This window comes from Pseudomonas sp. 7SR1 (assembly GCF_900156465.1).
GTDB lineage: Bacteria > Pseudomonadota > Gammaproteobacteria > Pseudomonadales > Pseudomonadaceae > Aquipseudomonas.
The window spans coordinates 5,981,961-5,999,628 of the sequence record NZ_LT707064.1; the positions used below are offsets into that span (position 1 = coordinate 5,981,961).

A 17,668-nucleotide genomic window follows, 5' to 3' on the forward strand; every position below is an offset into this window, starting at 1 on the left:
CAAATGCGGGAGCGAGCTTGCTCGCGATAGCGATCGAACAGGCAATACATCCGTTGAATGCCAGACCGCCTATCGCGAGCAAGCTCGCTCCCACAAGGTTTGTGCCTGGTTCCTAGGCAATCTGCGCCTTCGAAGCCAAGTCATCAAACGTAAACTCATCCAGCGCATCTTCCTGCTCATCCAGTACCTGGCGCGGATGATCATTACCAGGGATGCTGCTGTCGATCAGGCTCAGCAACCGCGAGCCACGGGGCGTCAGCACGAAATTCTCACCGTTGCCGCCCTCCTCCTCCGGCCGGGGTTCGATGAAGCCCCGCTCCAGCAACACCTTCTCATACTCCCCGGCGACCGCTTTCAGATGATCGAGGTTCTCGATCTCCTCGCCCGCAGCCGCTTTCTGCGCCGCGTACTGCTCCGCATAAGGCCGGGGGGTGAAGCTGTGGCCGGCGCCGTTCTGCACTTCGTGCAACAACTTTTCGATCAAGTCCCAGTTATAAGTCGTCATCCTGGTCCATCCTCTGAAGAGTGAGATGCCTACTCAAGGTGTGACCGAGACGCTACGTCACCGTTCAGCCGGGGTTCCGGGCGGGTCATTTCACACGCCGACCAACGGTCTGTCGAATCCGGCCAGGGCCAAACGACCACTTGCTGAAGCGCCTTTGCCTACAGGAGAAATCGCCATGAACGTAGAAAATCATCCCGTCGTCTCGCGCGAAGAATGGCTCACCGCCCGCCGCGAACACCTGGCCCACGAAAAAGCCTTCACCCGCGAACGGGACAAACTCAGCGCCGAACGCCGCGCCCTGCCCTGGGTCAAGATCGACAAACCCTACCGCTTCCAGGGCCCTCACGGCGAACTGAGCCTGGCCAACCTGTTCGGCGGTCGCAGCCAACTGATCATCTACCACTTCATGTTCGGCCCCGGCTGGACAGAAGGCTGCCAGGGCTGCTCGTTCCTCTCCGACCACATCGACGGCGCCAACCAGCACCTGGCCCACCACGACGTCGCGGTGGTCGCCGTTTCCCGCGCCCCGTTCGCCGAATTCCAACCGTTCAAACGCCGCATGGGCTGGGCCTTCGACTGGGTCTCTTCAAACGGCTGCGACTTCAACTACGACTTCGGTGTCAGCTTCAAAGCCGAAGACACCGCCGGAGGGAAAGCCACCTACAACTACGAAACAACCGACACCAGCGAAGGCGAACTCCCAGGCCTGAGCGTCTTCTATCGCAATGAAGCCGGCGACATCTTCCACACCTACTCCACCTATGCCCGCGGCCTGGACATGCTGGTCGGCACCTACCACTACCTAGATCTAACGCCCAAGGGCCGCAATGAAGACGAACTCATGGATTGGGTGCGGCATCACGATAAGTATGACGAGGCCAAGCCTCATAGCTGCTGCCACAGCTAAAATCCAAGTCAAACACCGCCCCCTGTGGCCAGGGGGCTTGCTCTCGATCGACTGCGCAGCAGGCGCCTACATTGCCTACGCCGCCGCAGTCACAAAGTCGAGCGCAAGCAGGTCAAACGTCCTACATGAAACTCGGAAAGCGGTAGCTTGTGGCTCAAGAACGGCGGGGCCTATAGTCCATCTTCGCCAAAGCGGCGAACAGGTTTGGCGACCTGACTTACAGAGAGACTCATTAATTTTTCGCGAGGCTCTGACCATGACCCGATACATGCCCATCACCGGCATCGACTGCACCCCCGCCACCCTGCTCATCGACACCGAAGCCCCCCTCGACGTCCTCTTCGAAACCGCCGACTACCGCATCCGCACCGTGACCCAGGTACTGGAAAACATTGCCTTTCGTTCGGATATCGACTCGGAGACGGTGGTACTGACCGACTTCTGCAAGATGCTGACGATAGCGCTGCGTGATGGGTGTGATGTGATGGATGTGATTGGGAGGCGGTTGCGGGCACAGGCTGGGGAATAAATGGAAACGGGCGGCCTGCGAGTCGCCCGTTTCACATTTCTAGTGGACAAGGATGAAACCGGTAGAGCGCGTATCACAGCGCGGATCAATTGACTGATGGAGGGATTACCCGGCGATGTCGCGCCAGTCGGGCACGGCGTCAGCGAGCTACGAATTTACTATGGGCCTGGCGATAGGGTGTATTTTCACCAACAGGGCGACCTGTTGGTAATTCTGCTGTGCGGCGGCAACAAAAGCAGCCAGGGCCGCGACATCGACACCGCCCACCAGATAATGCAAGCGTGGAGAGCACAAAATGAGTGAGACCTTTACGGAATTTGACCCTGCTGAGTACCTCAACCCCCCCGAGTCCATTGCTGAATTCATGAGCGATGCCCTTGAAACAGGGGATGCAGGCTATATCGCCAAAGCAATGGGAGTAGTCGCACGCGCCAAGGGAATGACCGAACTGGCCCGGGAAACTGGCCTATCCCGAGAACAGCTATACCGATCCTTCAGCGAACAGGGCAATCCCACCCTAAAGACACTCCTGGCGGTCATGAAAGCGCTTGGCGTCGACATGGCGGCTCGGCCTCACATCGCTCACTGATTCGCAGAGGGTGGTGCTGACCGACTTCTGCAAGATGCTGACGATACCGCTGCGTGATGGGTGTGATGTGATGGATGTGATTGGGAGGCGATTGCGGGCGCAGGCTGGGGAATAAATGGAACGGGCGGCCGCCGGTCGCCCATTGCAACGCCAGTTGTTCAGTGCCGGTGGCTCTGCTGAGCCTGCATGTACTGGCGCAGAAGCTGATTGATACGTGTCTGATAACCTGTGCCCTGCCCCTTGAGCCACTCAAGCACATCGGCGTCGAGGCGAATAACTACGTGATGTGGGTAATTCGGTAAAACAATACGTCCCATCCTGAGCATATTGGGCTCCTCCATCCTTGGAAGCCTTAAGCGTTGCAGAGGATTGAAAAATAAATCTGTCCCCTTTTCTTTTCTTTTTTTCTCAACACTTGCATTCACTCAATCATTCTTTTATACACCAGAAGCTCACGATTTTTTATTGCATATATAGATTCATACTGAAAGGACAGCAAAAATCTAACATCAACAGCACTTACCAACATACTCATAAACGCATCCAACTCTTCCGCACTCTCTGCCAGCGCACTAATCGGACAATGCACAACAAGTCTCGAGCCAACTTTCCAACCCAAGGGTTTTACTTGATCAGCGGCTATTTCTTCCAAAAATTCGTTTTGGCTATAAACAAAAAAAGCATTTGATTTTGAACCCCCCCCTGAAAAGCCCGTCCCTTCGACTTTAACATACGCCCCAAGCGCTCCTAGAACACTCAGAATTTTTTTAACAGAAGGAAAACCCTCAAACTCGAACACCATCATTATGCTCATGGCTTATTTACCTTAATCACTCTAAACTCTCCGCCTTTCAACAAATAAAGCGTTTTAAGTTCTAAGAAAAAGGGGACAGATTTATTTTCCCGACTCACCCCTCAGCCGCCCCTGCTTTCTTCTCGCTATTGTACTAACACACCGACCATCTGCTCTATCTCATCCGCAAAACGACTTGTGCCTTACACTGCGTTAGATAGGTAGCTCGGTAAAACAATATACCCTACTCAGCCCCCCATCCCTGGAAGCTTTGAGCGTAGCAGATGATTGAAAAATAAATCTATCCTCTTTTTCTCTTTTCTCGTTTTTTGCAATTCTTTAAATTTTTAAACCACATAAAGCCACGTCATCAGAAACTCGAACCACACCATCAACGATAGACAAACCATCCTCAGATTCAAAAATCTCTAAATCCACAATTCCCAAAATCAAAATACACACAGAAAAAGCAGAAAAAGCACGAAAAAGGGGACAAATTTATTTTCCAGCCTTGGCCCACCGCCGCCCCTGTCCTCGCTGCTCTACCCTCACACCAACAATCCGCTCTACTTCATCTACGAAACGGTTTTTACCCGTCAATTGGCCTCGTTGCAAAGCGTCGCGGATCAATTGAGTTTGATCAGTCGGAATGGCTTGGCGCACAAACTCTTCATACCGAAGCCGCCGCTCCATCGAGGTATCACCCAACGCCATGAAGCATGGATCAGCATCTAACAGGCACCCACTAGGCTCATCATTTACCCGGCTTCGATAGCTCGACCATGCATAATCTGCGACGTTGGCGAGCATGCGAGCGCGCACAGGATTCAATTCAATTTAACGACTACAAGCGAGAAAATATGAATCCGACTGTGAAAAATAAATCCGTCCCTTTTTTTCTATACGAGAGCAAAAGGGGACATCTATTAGCCTTGACTTGAGACCGGCTAATGGGTGTCCCTTTTTTCTCTTTTCGCTGCCTAACTTGTGATTCTTGGCCTCATCCTATTGACAGCGTCCAGAAGCGATTCCAATTCAAGGCCATAACTATTAGGCTCAAAACTCTCCTCTATGCCCCTCATCAAAAACTCATTCGAAATCAATTCGCATAGCTCATCTATTTCACTCGACGATATCGAACCATAAAGTACTTTATCAGGTAGGAGTTTGATTTTTTCCTCAAAAAAACATAACGCGACTAAAAGCTGCGTTTGGGCATCAGTTAATACTCCGGTCATTTTCCAGTCCCCGAAGATGATTTCCCCCAACCTGTAACCACTTTACCTTCAGTATTGACCACTATAACTGCATCCGTCCCTGTACACCTCAAAAAGGGGACACCCATTAGCCTTGACTTGAGACCGGCTAATGGGTATCACCTTTTCTACCCTACCCAGCTCTTTATATTTCAGGCATCGTCAACGCCTGCAAATACTTAAAAGGAGCGTTTCCGAGATCAAACCCCATGACTGACGCTAACAACTGGATCTCTTTAAGCTCATCAATAGACAGAGCCACGTCGTATTCACAAATATGGTCGCAGAGAATCTCTAAAGCTAAATTTTCCTCGTTATATTTCACATAGTCCAATGCACCATCAAGAAGGACCGCCTCCAATCGCCCTTTGAATTTCGCACCTAGATTTAATATCTGTTGAGAGTACATATCAACCTACTTTATCGGTTTATAAGGGGGTATAGGCGCATCGTCAGGAAATGCAGTTATGACATTCTGCACCGCCGGTTGATATACAACACGCATACGAACCCCATCCCGCGTTTCGTAAGAAACCCACTTAGCTGGATCGCCATTTTTTGTATACAATCCACCCGTTCCGGTCTGTGCATACCACTTTGTATCCGGCGAAGTCAGAATATCACTTACTTCATGAATAATTTTCTCCGCAGACCAGCTTTCTGGGAATACAGTTTTCCCCGGTTGTCCGGGCCAGAGATGACCACCGCTTCCCGGCCCATCACCATACAAAATATGCTTCTTCGATTCATCCGAGAGCAGATCGACGTAATCCGATGAATTTGTAATCTTCGGCGGCGTTACTGGCTTCGGCGGATCAAGATCCGGCACATCCGAATCCGGATTAAGCTCCTCCAGCTTATTGATCCGAGTCTTGATGACGTCAATATCAACCGAAGCCTCAATCCTCTTGACCGTGTTGACCGAAACGTCAATCCCCATCCGCGACAGCGCCAACGCGCTCTCGGCGGAACCACTCCCCCCGCCAACCATCAACTGCACGACAAGCGCTACAGCCTGCCCCATCTGCTTGCCGAGATTCTCTGCGTTTGCATCGCCCCCTTCGACGATCGCTGTTCCAATCTGGTCGATCTGGGACTTGAACGCAGCCGCGACGGAATCACCCAGCAGTGCCCTGGCCTCTTCGGAGGATGCAAACTCCTTGACAGCTTCCCAGCTCTGCATAGGGTCGGTCATGAATGTGACCGCACTATCCAAGGCGCCTAAACCCGCACCGGCCATTCCATCAGTGAATCCTTTAAGAATCCCCGAGCCCGTCAGCAAATCCTGCTTCAGGGAAGTGATCTGCCACTTTGTAGCGATCGCCAATTTTTTGAGCGGATTAGGTTCGGCATCGATTTCTTTCTTCGCCTGCACGTACTGCTGGGTCGCCAACCAATTGTTATCGACGTTCGCCGTCGCCGCGTTATTCGCAGTAGCCGCACCGTTCGGGTTGCTCATGGTCGCAATGCCGGTCACGAGGCTGGTAATCAGGTTACGTTTGGCTTCTCGCTCCACTGCGGTTTCGTTTGGATCGGCGTCATCGAACAATCCAGCCAGCAAGCTGGCGGCAGAGCCACCCAAGGCGCCGGCCGAGCAACTCTGATTGCTGGCGGCAGCGCCTGCACAACCGAGAATGGCATGCAATGCCGCATGTTCTGGGCCACCTTCCTTCAATCCCTTTTTCACCAGCTCGCCGATATAGGCCGAGCCTTGCTGCTGGACGTAGTTGACCACCATGCTTTGCGCGAACTGGGCGCTGCTGCCAGTCACGTTGCCACTAATACCAGCGACCAGGGCTGTAGCAATTTGCCGATAGGTGCCCCCTGCGCCCCAATCCTTATCGATCTCCTTGATTTGCTGATTGAGCTTCAGGTAATTCTCGTGGTGGGCTGTCCGGTCCTCGACAGACAAGCTCTGATCCTGAGCGGCAGCTTTTTCCTTGTTGGCCTGCTTTTTCTTCTCATCAATTTCCCGCGCACGACTCTCGATGTACTCAGAAGCGTTTTGAACAAACTTGCCGACGATTTCGAAATCCACGCCGATTTCTTGCGCGTTGAAAATCGGTTTGAGTTTGTTGCTGCCATCACGATCGCTGGAAACATCGCTATTGATCGCGGCAACCGTTTGCTCGGCTGTCTGGCCGGTCAGCTCCTGCTGCTTGGCAGCATTAGTGATCGTGACGGCTGCACCGCTGATACCGCTACGGGTGGTGCTGCTGGAGTCGTCACCGGCGTACAGCACAACTGGGGTCGAAATACTGACACCATCCTTACCTGGCACGTTAGGGCCATTTGCATTGGACGTGGCACTGGTGTTGCCATCAACATCACGGCCTATGGCACCGCCATAACCACCGCTGAGGTTAATGCTGGTGGCGTCATACTCAGCCTTGTTCTTGATATCGGAACTGGTCAGTGTCCCGGTATCCAACGTATTTTTTCCATCCGCAACCGCCTTGTCGGTGCTGGCGATGACGGCGCCCTTGAGGTCGGTATTGCCGATAACCTCGACCTGGAATCCACCATCACCGGCCTTGATTCCCGATTGCTCGCCGACGCTGGCGTATTCGCTGTGCATATTCTGCGAGAAGACACCACCGCTAACCGTGCTCATGCCGGCACAGATCGGTGGAACGCAGATATTGACACCGATATTTGCGGCCATCTGTTTGGAGGTGAAAGTACTGGTGTCCTGCAGGCTTTCAATATTCAGGTCGCCGCCCACCTTGACCTTGACCTGATCAGCGGAGACCACTGCTCCTTTGATGTTGGTGTCCTTGCCACTCTCCAACTTGACGCTTTTACCACCCTTGATATACGTGTTGGTCTGGGTAACGTCATCTCCATCAGACATACCGCGTCCCACGTTGGCCGCCAGCTCAAACGAAACGCCGTTTTGAGCACCGCCAAAGCCGATACCGATCCCGGCACTCCATCCAGAATTGCCGTTAGTGCTTTCCTGATGGGCAGTGTTTTGCGCCGACAGCAGATTGATTTCGCCGTCAGCCTTAAGGCTTACATCCCCGCCGCCCTCGATCCTGCTGCCAATTACGTTAATGTCGCTGTCTGCACCATCCCCTATGGCAACGACCTTGACGTTGCCGCCAGCCACCACATCGCTGCCAACCACATTGCGACCACTTTGGCTGCTTTCACTGTGACTGCGGCTATCGCTGAGATTCACGCTGATCCTGATTCCGGTATTCGGAGCATCCATCAATGCCTGACCGGCGTCCAACGCTTGCTTGGCATTCATTGCCGCATTCACAGCAGCCAGTGCGACCATTCGCTCATCACTGGTTTTCTGTACCGCCTCTCCCATCTGCTGGATGCCCTTCAACGCATTCAGCAAAGGTATGCTTACCGACCCACCAACTGCGGTACGGCTGGTACTAGCGGTTCTGGTGGAGTTGAGGCTGTCAAAACCGGCCTCTATATCGACGTGTTTAGCGGTAATACCCACATCACCTTCAGGGGTCACTAGCTGACTGGCAGTTTGGGTGTAACGATCACCGGCTATGAGGTTGATATCGCCGCCCAGTGAAGCGATCTGACTACCCGACTGTCGAGTGGAAGTGTATTGAGCGGCTTCTTTCTGTTTGAGAATGCCTGTCGCCCCCTGCCACCAGGAACCGATTTCACCAACCTTTTTACTGCCGGACTTGGAGCTTGAAGTTTCGGTGTTTTCAGCGCTGGTGATCTCCAGGTTGCGACCCGCATCGATGCCGATGTTCTTGTCGGCAACCAACGTACTCCCCTCGACAACCGTATCGCGGCTACTCTTTATTTGAATACTGCCGCCGCTGATATCACTGCCGACGTTTTGGGTTGAAGTCGTTTGTGCTTGTTGCGTCTTCCGAGTGGCTGTCAGCAAACCCGAGAAGTTAACGCCGGTTTTGCTTGAGCTTTTCGATTGACTGGTTGTTTGAGTTTCCTCACCTGCACCAATCAATACGTCATTACTGGCGGTGAGCTTCACGGTTTCTTCGGCACGCAGCGCAGCGGCCGTCAGCGAAATGTCATTATCTGCTTTGAGTTCAATGTTCTTCGCGACCAGCTCAATACTGTTCAAGCGAGTTTGCGTAACTTTCGAGGCACTCGATTTACTAGAGGTCCATCCCTTCTTGGAGGACGCGCTCGCCTGGCTCGCATAGTTTTCGGCGGCATCAAAAGTAATGTCGCGGCCAGCGGTGGCGAGCAATGTTCCATCGCTGTTCAGCTTGGCGCCAGTGGCGTTGAAATCTTGGCCGGCAGAAATCGCCAGCTTGTTCCCTGCCTCGATACTCGAACTTACTGACACGACTTTTTCGGTTTCAGTCATCGTCGACTTTTTCTTGCCGAATGATCCCTTCTTAGTTTTCGAGTAATAGGAGTAGTCGACATTGTCTGCTGTCTCCAGATTTACGTTATCGCCTGCATACAGATAAGCCTCATCCCCAGCACTCACCCGACTAGCAATCAGCTCCAAGTCCTTTCCGGCGTTCAGGGTCACATTCCCACCCGCCGTCAGCGCGGTACTCACTTGAGTGACATGGTCCTCCTGGCTGGTCACTCTTTTGCTGCGGCTATAAACGTGCTGCTCATCTGCCGCTGAAGCCAGTGTCAGGTCGCCTGCTGCACTCATGCTGACGTCACGTTTGGCGTCGATTTGGCTGGCAACTGCGCTGAGGTCTCGACCCGCACTAACCGCCAGGTCCCGCCCTACGTCGAGGGTGGAACCATGCTGGGTAATGCTGGAACTTTGCTTCCCGAGATTTGAGCTACTGCGCTGCTCCACCGTGGCGATACTGACATCGCGGCCCGCGCTGATGGTCGTATCTCGCCCACTGTCCAGCACACCGCCGGTACTCACGAAGTCACGGCCAGCTTTGATACTCAGATCATTTGCGGCCTCGATACGTGCTGCGCTGTCGACGTATTCCAAGTGCAAATGCTTGTTGTCACCGGTAGCGGTAATCGAGCGCTCATTGATCACATCACCCGAGGTTGTGGTCAGGCTCACATCCCGCCCCGCAAGTACCCCCCCAGCCTTGTTAACAATGTTATTCCCCGCCAACAGATCCAAGCGCTCTCCCGCCTCGATCAGCCCACTGTTAACAATGTCGTTACCCGCCGAAGCATCAAGGTTATTGCTTGCCCGCAAAGTGCCGGAGTTCTTGAGATCCTGACCGGCAATCAGCTTGACATCCGCCCCCTGAATCAACGCCCCGTTCGGCGCCAGACGATTGTTCACCTGAGCCATGTACAGCACCGGCACCAGCACTTTCTCGCCGTTCACCTCATGCTCTTCCAGCCAGACGATGTCATGGGTCAGCGCGGCGACTTGTTCAGAAGTCAGCGTCACGCCTACCGACAAATCCAGTTCCTGTTTACTGGCGACAGCGTTGTCCATCAGATACTTGAACAAGCCTTCATTGGACGTCTGTCCGTCGATGAAGCGCTGGCCCGTGCGGGCGACGACGGCTTCCTGGATCAACTTTTGCTCGTAGAAACCATCGCCCAGGCGTTTGGCGCTTTGGTCCGGGTCATAGCCGAGGTTCTGCAACAGGTAGTCCGAGCTCATGAACGATTTCAATTCGGTCAGCGCCGGATTGGTTTCGATCAGGTATTTCTGTGGATTTGATTTGAATGAGGCGTCCGGTAATCCTTTAACCCGCTCCAACGTCTGGCTGGTTATGGTAGCGATGCTGGTGCTGCCGATCGGACGACTCGGAAATGGAAACGAGTGCTCGGTATTTGCGACAGGAGGCGCGTTGGAGTTGTCGACGGTATGAGCATCGATCGGTGTTAGCTGCCGGTCATCGAAGATCGCTTGGGCTGTCTCTTTTATCTGGACACTTCCCGCCTGAGAACCAGACAGGTCCTGTTGACGCTGGGCCGTGCTGATCGAGGCGCTGCCCATGCTCCAGTTCTGTGAGCCTGCCTGTTGTACCGAGCCACCCTGGCCGCTCAAGCGAAACAGGCCGTTCTGCCCGGTAGGCAAGCTGAAACCCGGCAGGGTCAGCGGGTTGAGCTGTTGTTGCGCGAGGTTGGGTGGGAGTTGTCCATTGATCTGTATGACTGCCGGAGTCACCTGGCCGCTGAGTTGAATCGAGCCAACTTTGGATTCGCCGCCATTTAGAGTGACGCCTTCACGGACGACACTGTTGGTGAGGTTCTGAGTTGCATTGATGTGCACCGCTCCGCCGGCCTGTACGACGGCACTGGCAAAGTTCGAGGGGCCATCGTAGGTGATGGTGTTTTCGAAGAAGGCGCCGTTCTTGACGAAAGCGGGAGCATCGGTGCGCACGCCGTCGCTGTAATGTGCAGGGGTAAAGCTGTAATGCCCACCGTCAAACTCTGCCCATATGCCGCCGAAGTTGAAGAAACGCATCGCTTCGCCCCCACCGAGGCGTCCCCCTACACGAGAGATGGACTCGACGCCCTGGCTGTTCCATACATGCAAATTCGGGCTGATAAAATCACCATCCCGATACCCGGCGGCTCCCGAGTCATAGGAAGGGTCATTGGCGGCGTTGTAATCCATGATTTGTCGCCACCGAAACAAATCCTCAGGGGCCGAGAGAGAGCGTCGCACGGTGTAATCGCCCACCGCCGCGCCCTGGTTGGTGAAGCTCTGCAGATTCAACGTCAGGTCGTTACCTGCGCTGATGCTCGAGGCGTTGTTGAGCAGCTCTCGACCGTTGCCCGTAAAATTTCGACCTGCGGCCATACTGGCAGATGCCGAGTCCTGGACGATTCGTGAGTGGTAGTTCTCTACCCAAACCAGGTACCCGGGAAAGTGCGGTTGAAAACCATCAAACGAAGAACACGAGTAGCACTGAACCCCGATAGCACCCGATACGAACCCACCCATAGCCTCGAACACATCCTTGCGGTTCTCGATACGATCCGCCGCCAGAGTCAAGTCGCCGCCGCTTTCAATCGATGCCGAGATATTGGCAATCGAAGCGCTCCAGGCGTTGCTGTCATCGCGACTGATGCTGATGTTGCCCGTGCCATAGACGTCGGCAAAACGGTTGGTGAAGTCGTTGACGCGCAACGCCATGTCCGCGCCGCTGAAGATCAAGCCGTTCTGGTTGAGCAGGCTGGACGCGCCCAAGCGCAGATTACCTCCGCTGCCCAGCGTTCCGAAATTGTTGATTGAGCTGGCATTGACGGTCAGGGCGGAGGCGGCAGTCATGCGGCCGTAGTTGTTGAGTTGCCCATTAATCTTGAACGTGGCGTCTGCCCCGCTGGCAACGCTCCCCGTGCTGCCCAGATTCATCGAGGCTGCGCTCAGGGCCAGATTACCCAGGCTGCTGTAGCGCCCGTTACCACCATAGCTCCCTCCCAACACCAGACTGATCGAACCATCACTGGCAATCAGCCCATCGTTACTCCAATTTTCCCCACTCCCCTCCAGGCTGGTAGAAGCCAGCAACTGCCCAGTCCCGGTCTGTGTCAGATTGTCCACATTGACGGTCAGTCGCCCGGCCTGGATGACGCTACTGTTGGTCCAGTTTTTGGCAGTCAGCGTTAATCCGCCACGTGTGACGAGGTTGCCGCCGGCGTTGGTGAGGTTGGCGGTGGAGATATCAAAGTTGCCGCTGCCCACGTGTAACAGGCTGCCGCCCTGGTTCTGGAAGTTGGCGGCGTTGAGGATCAGGTCATTGTTGGCGGTTTCCAGCGTGCCGTTGCGGTTGTCGAACAGGCCGCCAATCTGGAAGTTGGTTGTACCGCTCCCACCCAAGGCACGCAACTGTCCGGTCTGGTTATCCAGGCTCGCCGCTTTAATCGCCAGGGTGCTGTCACTCTCGATAATCCCCAGGCGGTTGTTCAACGCGCCGGTGAGATCCAGGTCGATCTGGCTGCCGGCGATCTGGCCGTCGTTGTCGCCACTGTTGTCAAAATCGTTGGCGCTGACGTTGACCTTGCCTTTGGCATAGAGGCCGCCGTTGCGGTTGTCGAAATTGCGGGTGGTGACGCTGGCGTCGCCGGTCTCTGCGGATATGCGCCCGCCGTAGTTGTCGAGGCCGCCGAGGGCGATCAGGTTCAGGCGCTGGGCCTGGGTGATGCCGCCTTGGCGGTTGTTGTTCAGGTCGTAGCCGTTTCTCAGCACGCCGGTCAGTTGGGTGGTGAGCATTCCTTGCAGGCTGGCGAGCACGCCGCCTCGGTTATCCAGGTTGTGCCCGACGACTGTCACGTCACCAGTCTTGGCTTGGAGGCGGCCGCTCTGGTTATCGATGTCCGCATCGACAGTGAGTTTCAACCCTCCTTGGCTTTGCACCACACCCTTGCCGTTGGTAAGACTGGCTGCGTCGATTTCCACGCCGCCGTTCTGGCTGTAGATCAAGCCATCGGCATCATTCTGGACGGTGCCAGAGGTATTCAGGACCAAAAAATCATTGGCCGCGACGGTGCCGCGATTGCGGTTGTCCAGCCCCCCCGTGAGCAAGGTCAACAGGCCTTGGCTGGCAATTTGGCCGCCCTGGTTGTTGATCTGCGTGGCGCGCTCGACCCGCAGCGGGCCGACGCTGGCGATCTTGCCGTTAGTGTTAGTCAAGGCACCGAGCAGGTCCAGGGTGACGGCGGCGTTGCCGATCAGGTTGCCGCCGCTGTTGTCCAGGCTGGTGCCGGTGAAGTTCAGGGCTTGTTGCGCATTGATGGTGCCGCTGGTGTTGCCCAGGGTCATGGCGTTCATGACCAGGGTGGCGCCGCTGTTAATCAGACCGCCTTGGGCGTTGTTCAGCAAACCACCAGTGACGGTCAGGGTCTGGTCGGCGCCACTGGAAAAAATGCCGCCACGGTTGTCGAGGCTTGACGCGATGATGGTGAGTTTTTTCTGGCCAACCAGGGCACCGGCGTTGTTGTTGAGCAACGTCCCACCGAGGATGACGTTGACGTCTTCGTCGCGGCTCGACAGGGTGCCGGTGTTTCGGTTGTCCAAGTTCGTGGCGGTCAGGTCCAGCCCCTTGAAGCCGGACATCAGGCCGCCCTGGTTAATGACGTCCCGGGCGGCCACGGTCAGCAGGCCGTTACTGATGAGTTTGCCGGCGCTGTTATCGAGGTCGCGAGCGGTCAGATCCAGGCTTTGGCTGCTAGAGATTTCGCCGCCCCGGTTGTTCAGGTCCCGCAAGTGCTTGAGGTTGAGTACACCGGCGGTGGTGATCAGACCGGCGTGGTTGTTCAGGTCACCGGTGTCGGCGCCAAAATCGATGGCGATGGCGCTGCCCAGCAACGAGCCTTGCTGGTTGTTCAGATCGTTGCTGGTAATGGTCAGGTTGTCGGTGGCGTTGATCAGCCCCTGGTGCCGGTTATCCAGCGCGCCGCTGAGCTTCAGGTCGAGGTTGGCGCGGCTGGTCAGGATGCCACCTCTGTTGTCCAGGCTCGCCGCCTCGGCATCCACCGCTGCGGCAGCTATCAAGCCCTTGAGGTTGCTTAGGGCGTTGTCGATGCGCAGGGTCAAGGTTTGGTTGCTAAGCAATTTGCCGTTGTCGTTGTTCAGGTTTTGCGCAGCGAGAGTGAAGGCTTGGGCGCTGGAAATTTCACCGCTATCGTTGTCGACACCCTTGAGATTCTTGAGGACGAGCAAGGGTGCGTTAATCAGGCCATTCTGGTTGTTCAAATGTCCGCGGTTCAGGTCCAGGGTCATCGCCGTATTGCTGAAAAGTTGGCCGCCCTGCTGGTCAAGATCGGTGACGCTGACGGTCAACGCGCCGTTGCTGGCAATTCGACCACCGTCCTGATTGGTCAGCTTTTTAGTGGTCAGGTCGATGCGGGCATCGCTGGTCAGGCGCCCCGACTGGCTATTGTCGAAGGCACCGGTTTCGACGATCACCGCCTGCTTGCCGCTGAGGTTACCGTTATTGCGGTTGTCGAGGCTGGCGCTTTTGACGGTAAGGCCGCCATCTGTGACGATTGCACCGCCCTGGTTGAGCAAGGCATCGTCGAGGGTCAGCACCAGCACGCCGGCACTGGAGAGATTACCCAGGGTGTTGGTGAGTTGGGCCGCATTGATTTGAAGCACGCCTTCGGCGCTTAGCGTACCCCGGGTGTTATCCATATCGCCGGAAAGATCGACGGTGAGCTCTTTCTGGCTCAGCATTGAGCCGCCGTTGTTATCCAGCGTCTGTCCCTTCAGGGCCAGTCCGGTCTTGCCCGACAACAAACCTCTGGTGCGGTTGAGCACATCCTGCACCGTCACGACCAATGCGCCATTGGCGAATACCTGACCACCGTCACTGTTGTCCAAGGCATGACCCGTGAGGGAAACATCGGCTTGGCTCGAGAGTTCGCCGCTACGGTTGTCGATCGAATCGACACTCAGTGTCAGCTTGTCCGTCGCACCTACCAGCCCTGCGCCGCGGTTGTCCAACGAAGTACCGGTGAGGGTTAGCCCGCCGAGGGCTATCATCTGACCACTCTGGTTGTTGAAGGAGGCGACATCGGCCGTGACGTTGATTTTTCCGGCGATTTGGCCGGCACTGTTGTCCAGGTTCGCCGCCTCGATGTACAGGTCACTATCAGCGATCACCGCCGCATTTCGATTGAGCAACTGACCGTCCACAGTCAAAACCAGCGCGCCACGACTGCTGATCAGGCCGTCGGTGTTGTTTAGGCTGGCGCTGTGGCTGTCGATGGACTGAGCGGAGATCAGCCCCTTTACGCTGTTAAGCACCTGATCGATGCGCAGGGTCAAGGCCTGGTTGCTGATCAGTTTGCCGTTACTGTTGTCCAAGTTTTGCGCCGTGAGCGTGAAGGCTTGGGCACTAGAGATTTCACCGCCCCGGTTGTCCACGTCCTTGAGGTTTTTCAACACCAGGACCGGCGCAGTGATCACACCCTTGAGGTTGTTCAACCGGGCATGGTTCAGGTCCAGAATCAAAGAGGTATTGCTGAACAGCTCACCGCCCCGCTGATCCAAACCGCTGACGCTGGCGGCCAATGCCTTCTCGCTGGCAATTCGACTGGCGATGCCGTTGCTGACCTGGGTGGCGGTCAGGTCGAGAGTATCGCTGCTGACTAGGTATCCGCCCTGGGTATTGTCGAAAGTGCCTGTGTTCAAGGTCAGGCTACCATCGCTGCTGATCAGGCCCGCGACGTTGGTCAAAGCGTTATCGAGGCGAATGTCCAAGGCTTGGCGGGTGATGAGGCTGGCGCCGCTGTTGTCCAGACTTTGCCCAGTCACGGCGGTGGACCCCGTACTGAACAGCAGGCCTTTGTTCTGGTTGATGATCGCCGCGACATTCAGGCTCAGGTCGGTACCGGCCAGGATCTTGCCACTATCGCTGTTATCCAGGTTCTGGCCGGTGATATTGACCCCGACTGCGCTGGACATTCTTCCGCCCCTGTTATCCAGGCGAGCGACCTGCAAGTCGACGACACCTTTGGCGTCGAGGCGGCCTTGTTGGTTGTCGAATAGACCACCGATGCGCGTGCTCAGGCGGCCGTCACTGACGAGGCTGCCTTCGAGAGTGTTGTCCAGGCTGGCGGCCGTGACCGTCAACAGGGCACCAGCCCCCAACACGCCCTTCCGGTTGTTCAACGCACCGATCAGACCGATGTTCAGCGCCACGTCGCCGGACAGCAAGCCATCGCTGTTATCCAGGGTGTTGCCGGTCAGTTGGAGAGTCGCAGCGCTGGAGACTTCACCGTCGTGGTTATTCAACTGCCCGACGTTGGCCGTCAGGTTTCCACTGCTGCTGACGATACCTTGGGTATTGAGCAGCTTGTCGGCGGTGACGTTCAGCGCGCCGTTGCTCAACACGCGGCCCTTGTTCTGGTTATTCAACGTTCCGGCTTTTACCGCGGCGGTTTGCCCAGCGCTGAGGGTGCCGCCCTGGTTGTTCAAGGTCTGCGCGACGTTCGCCGTCAGGTTACGGCTGGCAACGATGCTCTTGCCGTTATTGTTCAAGCTCTGCGCCGTGAAACTCACATCTCCCGAAGTATTACGCGTGTTGTCCGAATTGACCCCGGCTTCGATGATCCCGTTGTTACGCAGGCTGCCGCCGCTGTCCAGACGAATGCTGTCGCGGGCCACCAGGTTGTTCTGGTTCGTCAGGTCGCCCTGGGTTTTCACAGTCAACTCGGTGCCTGCATATACCGCTCCCCGGGCATCGAGGCTCGCAGCCTTGACGTTGACCGCGCCGCTGGCCGAGGTGTCGGCCAGGCTCAAATGCCCATTGGCATCGAGCTGGATATCCCCCCCACTGGCAATCAGCTTGCCGTCCAGTTTCACCCCGACCCCGGCCTCGGTGCCCACCAGCTTGATCGCCCCGGCATACATACCGCCCAAGGCCGAGGAGTCGATGGCCAGTTGCGGTTTGTCGCTGCCGTCATCGGCGCGGGCGGTGGCGTTGAGGGTGGCGGCATCGACGTCATTGCGTCCGGCGACGATGGTCAGGTTTTTCGCCTGGATCTCGGCGTTGATCCTGGCGCTGCGGGTGATGATTTCGAAGCGGTCGACGTTGTTCGCATTCAGGCCCGCGCCTTCGATGGCGACGCTGCCCTGGTCCACCTGGTAGCGGCTCAACTGGCCATTCTCGACGACCGGCTTGCCGGTGGTCAGGGTCGCCCGTGGGGTATTGATGAAGCCGCAGCCGTTGCAGGTGATGCCATAGGGGTTGGCGACGATGACATGGGCCGACTTCCCCGCCACTTCGGTGTAGCCGCGCAACTGGCTGGGATTGCCGCCGTTGACCTCGTTGAGAATGACCTTGGCCGCCGTGCCGTTGAGGTTCGGGTTGCCGAGGATGATCCCGCCCAGTTGCGTGGACTGGGTGCGGTTGGTGGCGTTGTTGAGGATCACGCCGTTGCTGCCGACGTTGTAGTCCTTGAACTGGTTGTGGGACAGGCCGCTGCCATTGGGCTTGGCGATGTTGACGATGGGCACGCCATTGCCCGCCTGGCCGAGGCTGGTGCCCGGACGACTGACCACGATGCCATCGGCCTGGGCCCACAGCGGTTGCCAGAACATGACGTTGGCCAACAGGAACGCCAGGCCGCGCTTGGGCATGCCCCAGAACAGGTTGCGGTTTTGCAGGGCAGCAGAAGGCTGGCGGGCCAGGAAGGCGTATTGGCGGTCGTCCATGATCAGGTCTCGTTGCA

Annotated in this window: 9 protein-coding genes and 1 pseudogene; 4 read left to right on the forward strand and 6 right to left on the reverse strand. The window is 56.2% G+C overall.

Annotated features, from left to right (window positions below):
- Positions 1–112: 112 nt before the first annotated feature.
- Positions 113–505 (reverse strand): transcriptional regulator, encoded by a 393-nt coding sequence (locus BW992_RS26240; RefSeq protein ID WP_072399162.1) that lies wholly within the window; start codon positions 503–505, stop codon positions 113–115.
- Positions 506–680: 175 nt separating this feature from the next.
- Between BW992_RS26240 and BW992_RS26245 the strand changes: the two genes are divergently transcribed.
- From BW992_RS26245 to BW992_RS26260, 4 genes and pseudogenes are all read left to right on the forward strand, one after another.
- On the forward strand, positions 681–1,412 hold the full coding sequence (locus tag BW992_RS26245) for a DUF899 domain-containing protein (RefSeq protein ID WP_076407287.1): 732 nt from the start codon (positions 681–683) through the stop codon (positions 1,410–1,412).
- A 256-nt stretch (positions 1,413–1,668) separates the two neighbouring features.
- Positions 1,669–1,941, forward strand: a complete 273-nt coding sequence (locus tag BW992_RS26250) for a hypothetical protein (protein WP_072459693.1) — start codon at positions 1,669–1,671, stop codon at positions 1,939–1,941.
- Positions 1,942–2,244, forward strand: a pseudogene (locus tag BW992_RS26255) (type II toxin-antitoxin system RelE/ParE family toxin).
- Complete coding sequence (locus BW992_RS26260; RefSeq protein ID WP_072459694.1) at positions 2,237–2,530, forward strand: addiction module antidote protein; 294 nt, start codon at positions 2,237–2,239, stop codon at positions 2,528–2,530. Before BW992_RS26255 ends, BW992_RS26260 begins: the two are co-directional and overlap by 8 nt.
- Positions 2,531–2,688: 158 nt before the next feature.
- On the opposite strand, the gene BW992_RS26265 is transcribed toward BW992_RS26260, so the two are convergent.
- From BW992_RS26265 to BW992_RS26285, 5 genes are all read right to left on the reverse strand, one after another.
- Positions 2,689–2,871 carry a BrnA antitoxin family protein gene (locus BW992_RS26265; protein ID WP_072459695.1) on the reverse strand — a complete coding sequence of 61 codons (183 nt, stop codon included), beginning with the start codon at positions 2,869–2,871 and terminating at the stop codon, positions 2,689–2,691.
- Between the two features lie 80 nt (positions 2,872–2,951).
- On the reverse strand, positions 2,952–3,344 hold the full coding sequence (locus BW992_RS26270; RefSeq protein WP_076407288.1) for a hypothetical protein: 393 nt from the start codon (positions 3,342–3,344) through the stop codon (positions 2,952–2,954).
- 477 nt (positions 3,345–3,821) lie between these two features.
- Entirely contained in the window at positions 3,822–4,133 is a 312-nt protein-coding gene (locus BW992_RS26275; RefSeq protein ID WP_371304281.1) for a hypothetical protein, read from the reverse strand.
- Positions 4,134–4,724: 591 nt separating this feature from the next.
- Positions 4,725–4,988: a MafI family immunity protein gene (locus BW992_RS26280; protein WP_072399145.1), complete on the reverse strand. Its 264-nt coding sequence runs from the start codon at positions 4,986–4,988 to the stop codon at positions 4,725–4,727.
- A gap of 6 nt (positions 4,989–4,994) precedes the next feature.
- Positions 4,995–17,651, reverse strand: a complete 12,657-nt coding sequence (locus BW992_RS26285; RefSeq protein ID WP_076407289.1) for a hemagglutinin repeat-containing protein — start codon at positions 17,649–17,651, stop codon at positions 4,995–4,997.
- Positions 17,652–17,668: the final 17 nt, after the last annotated feature.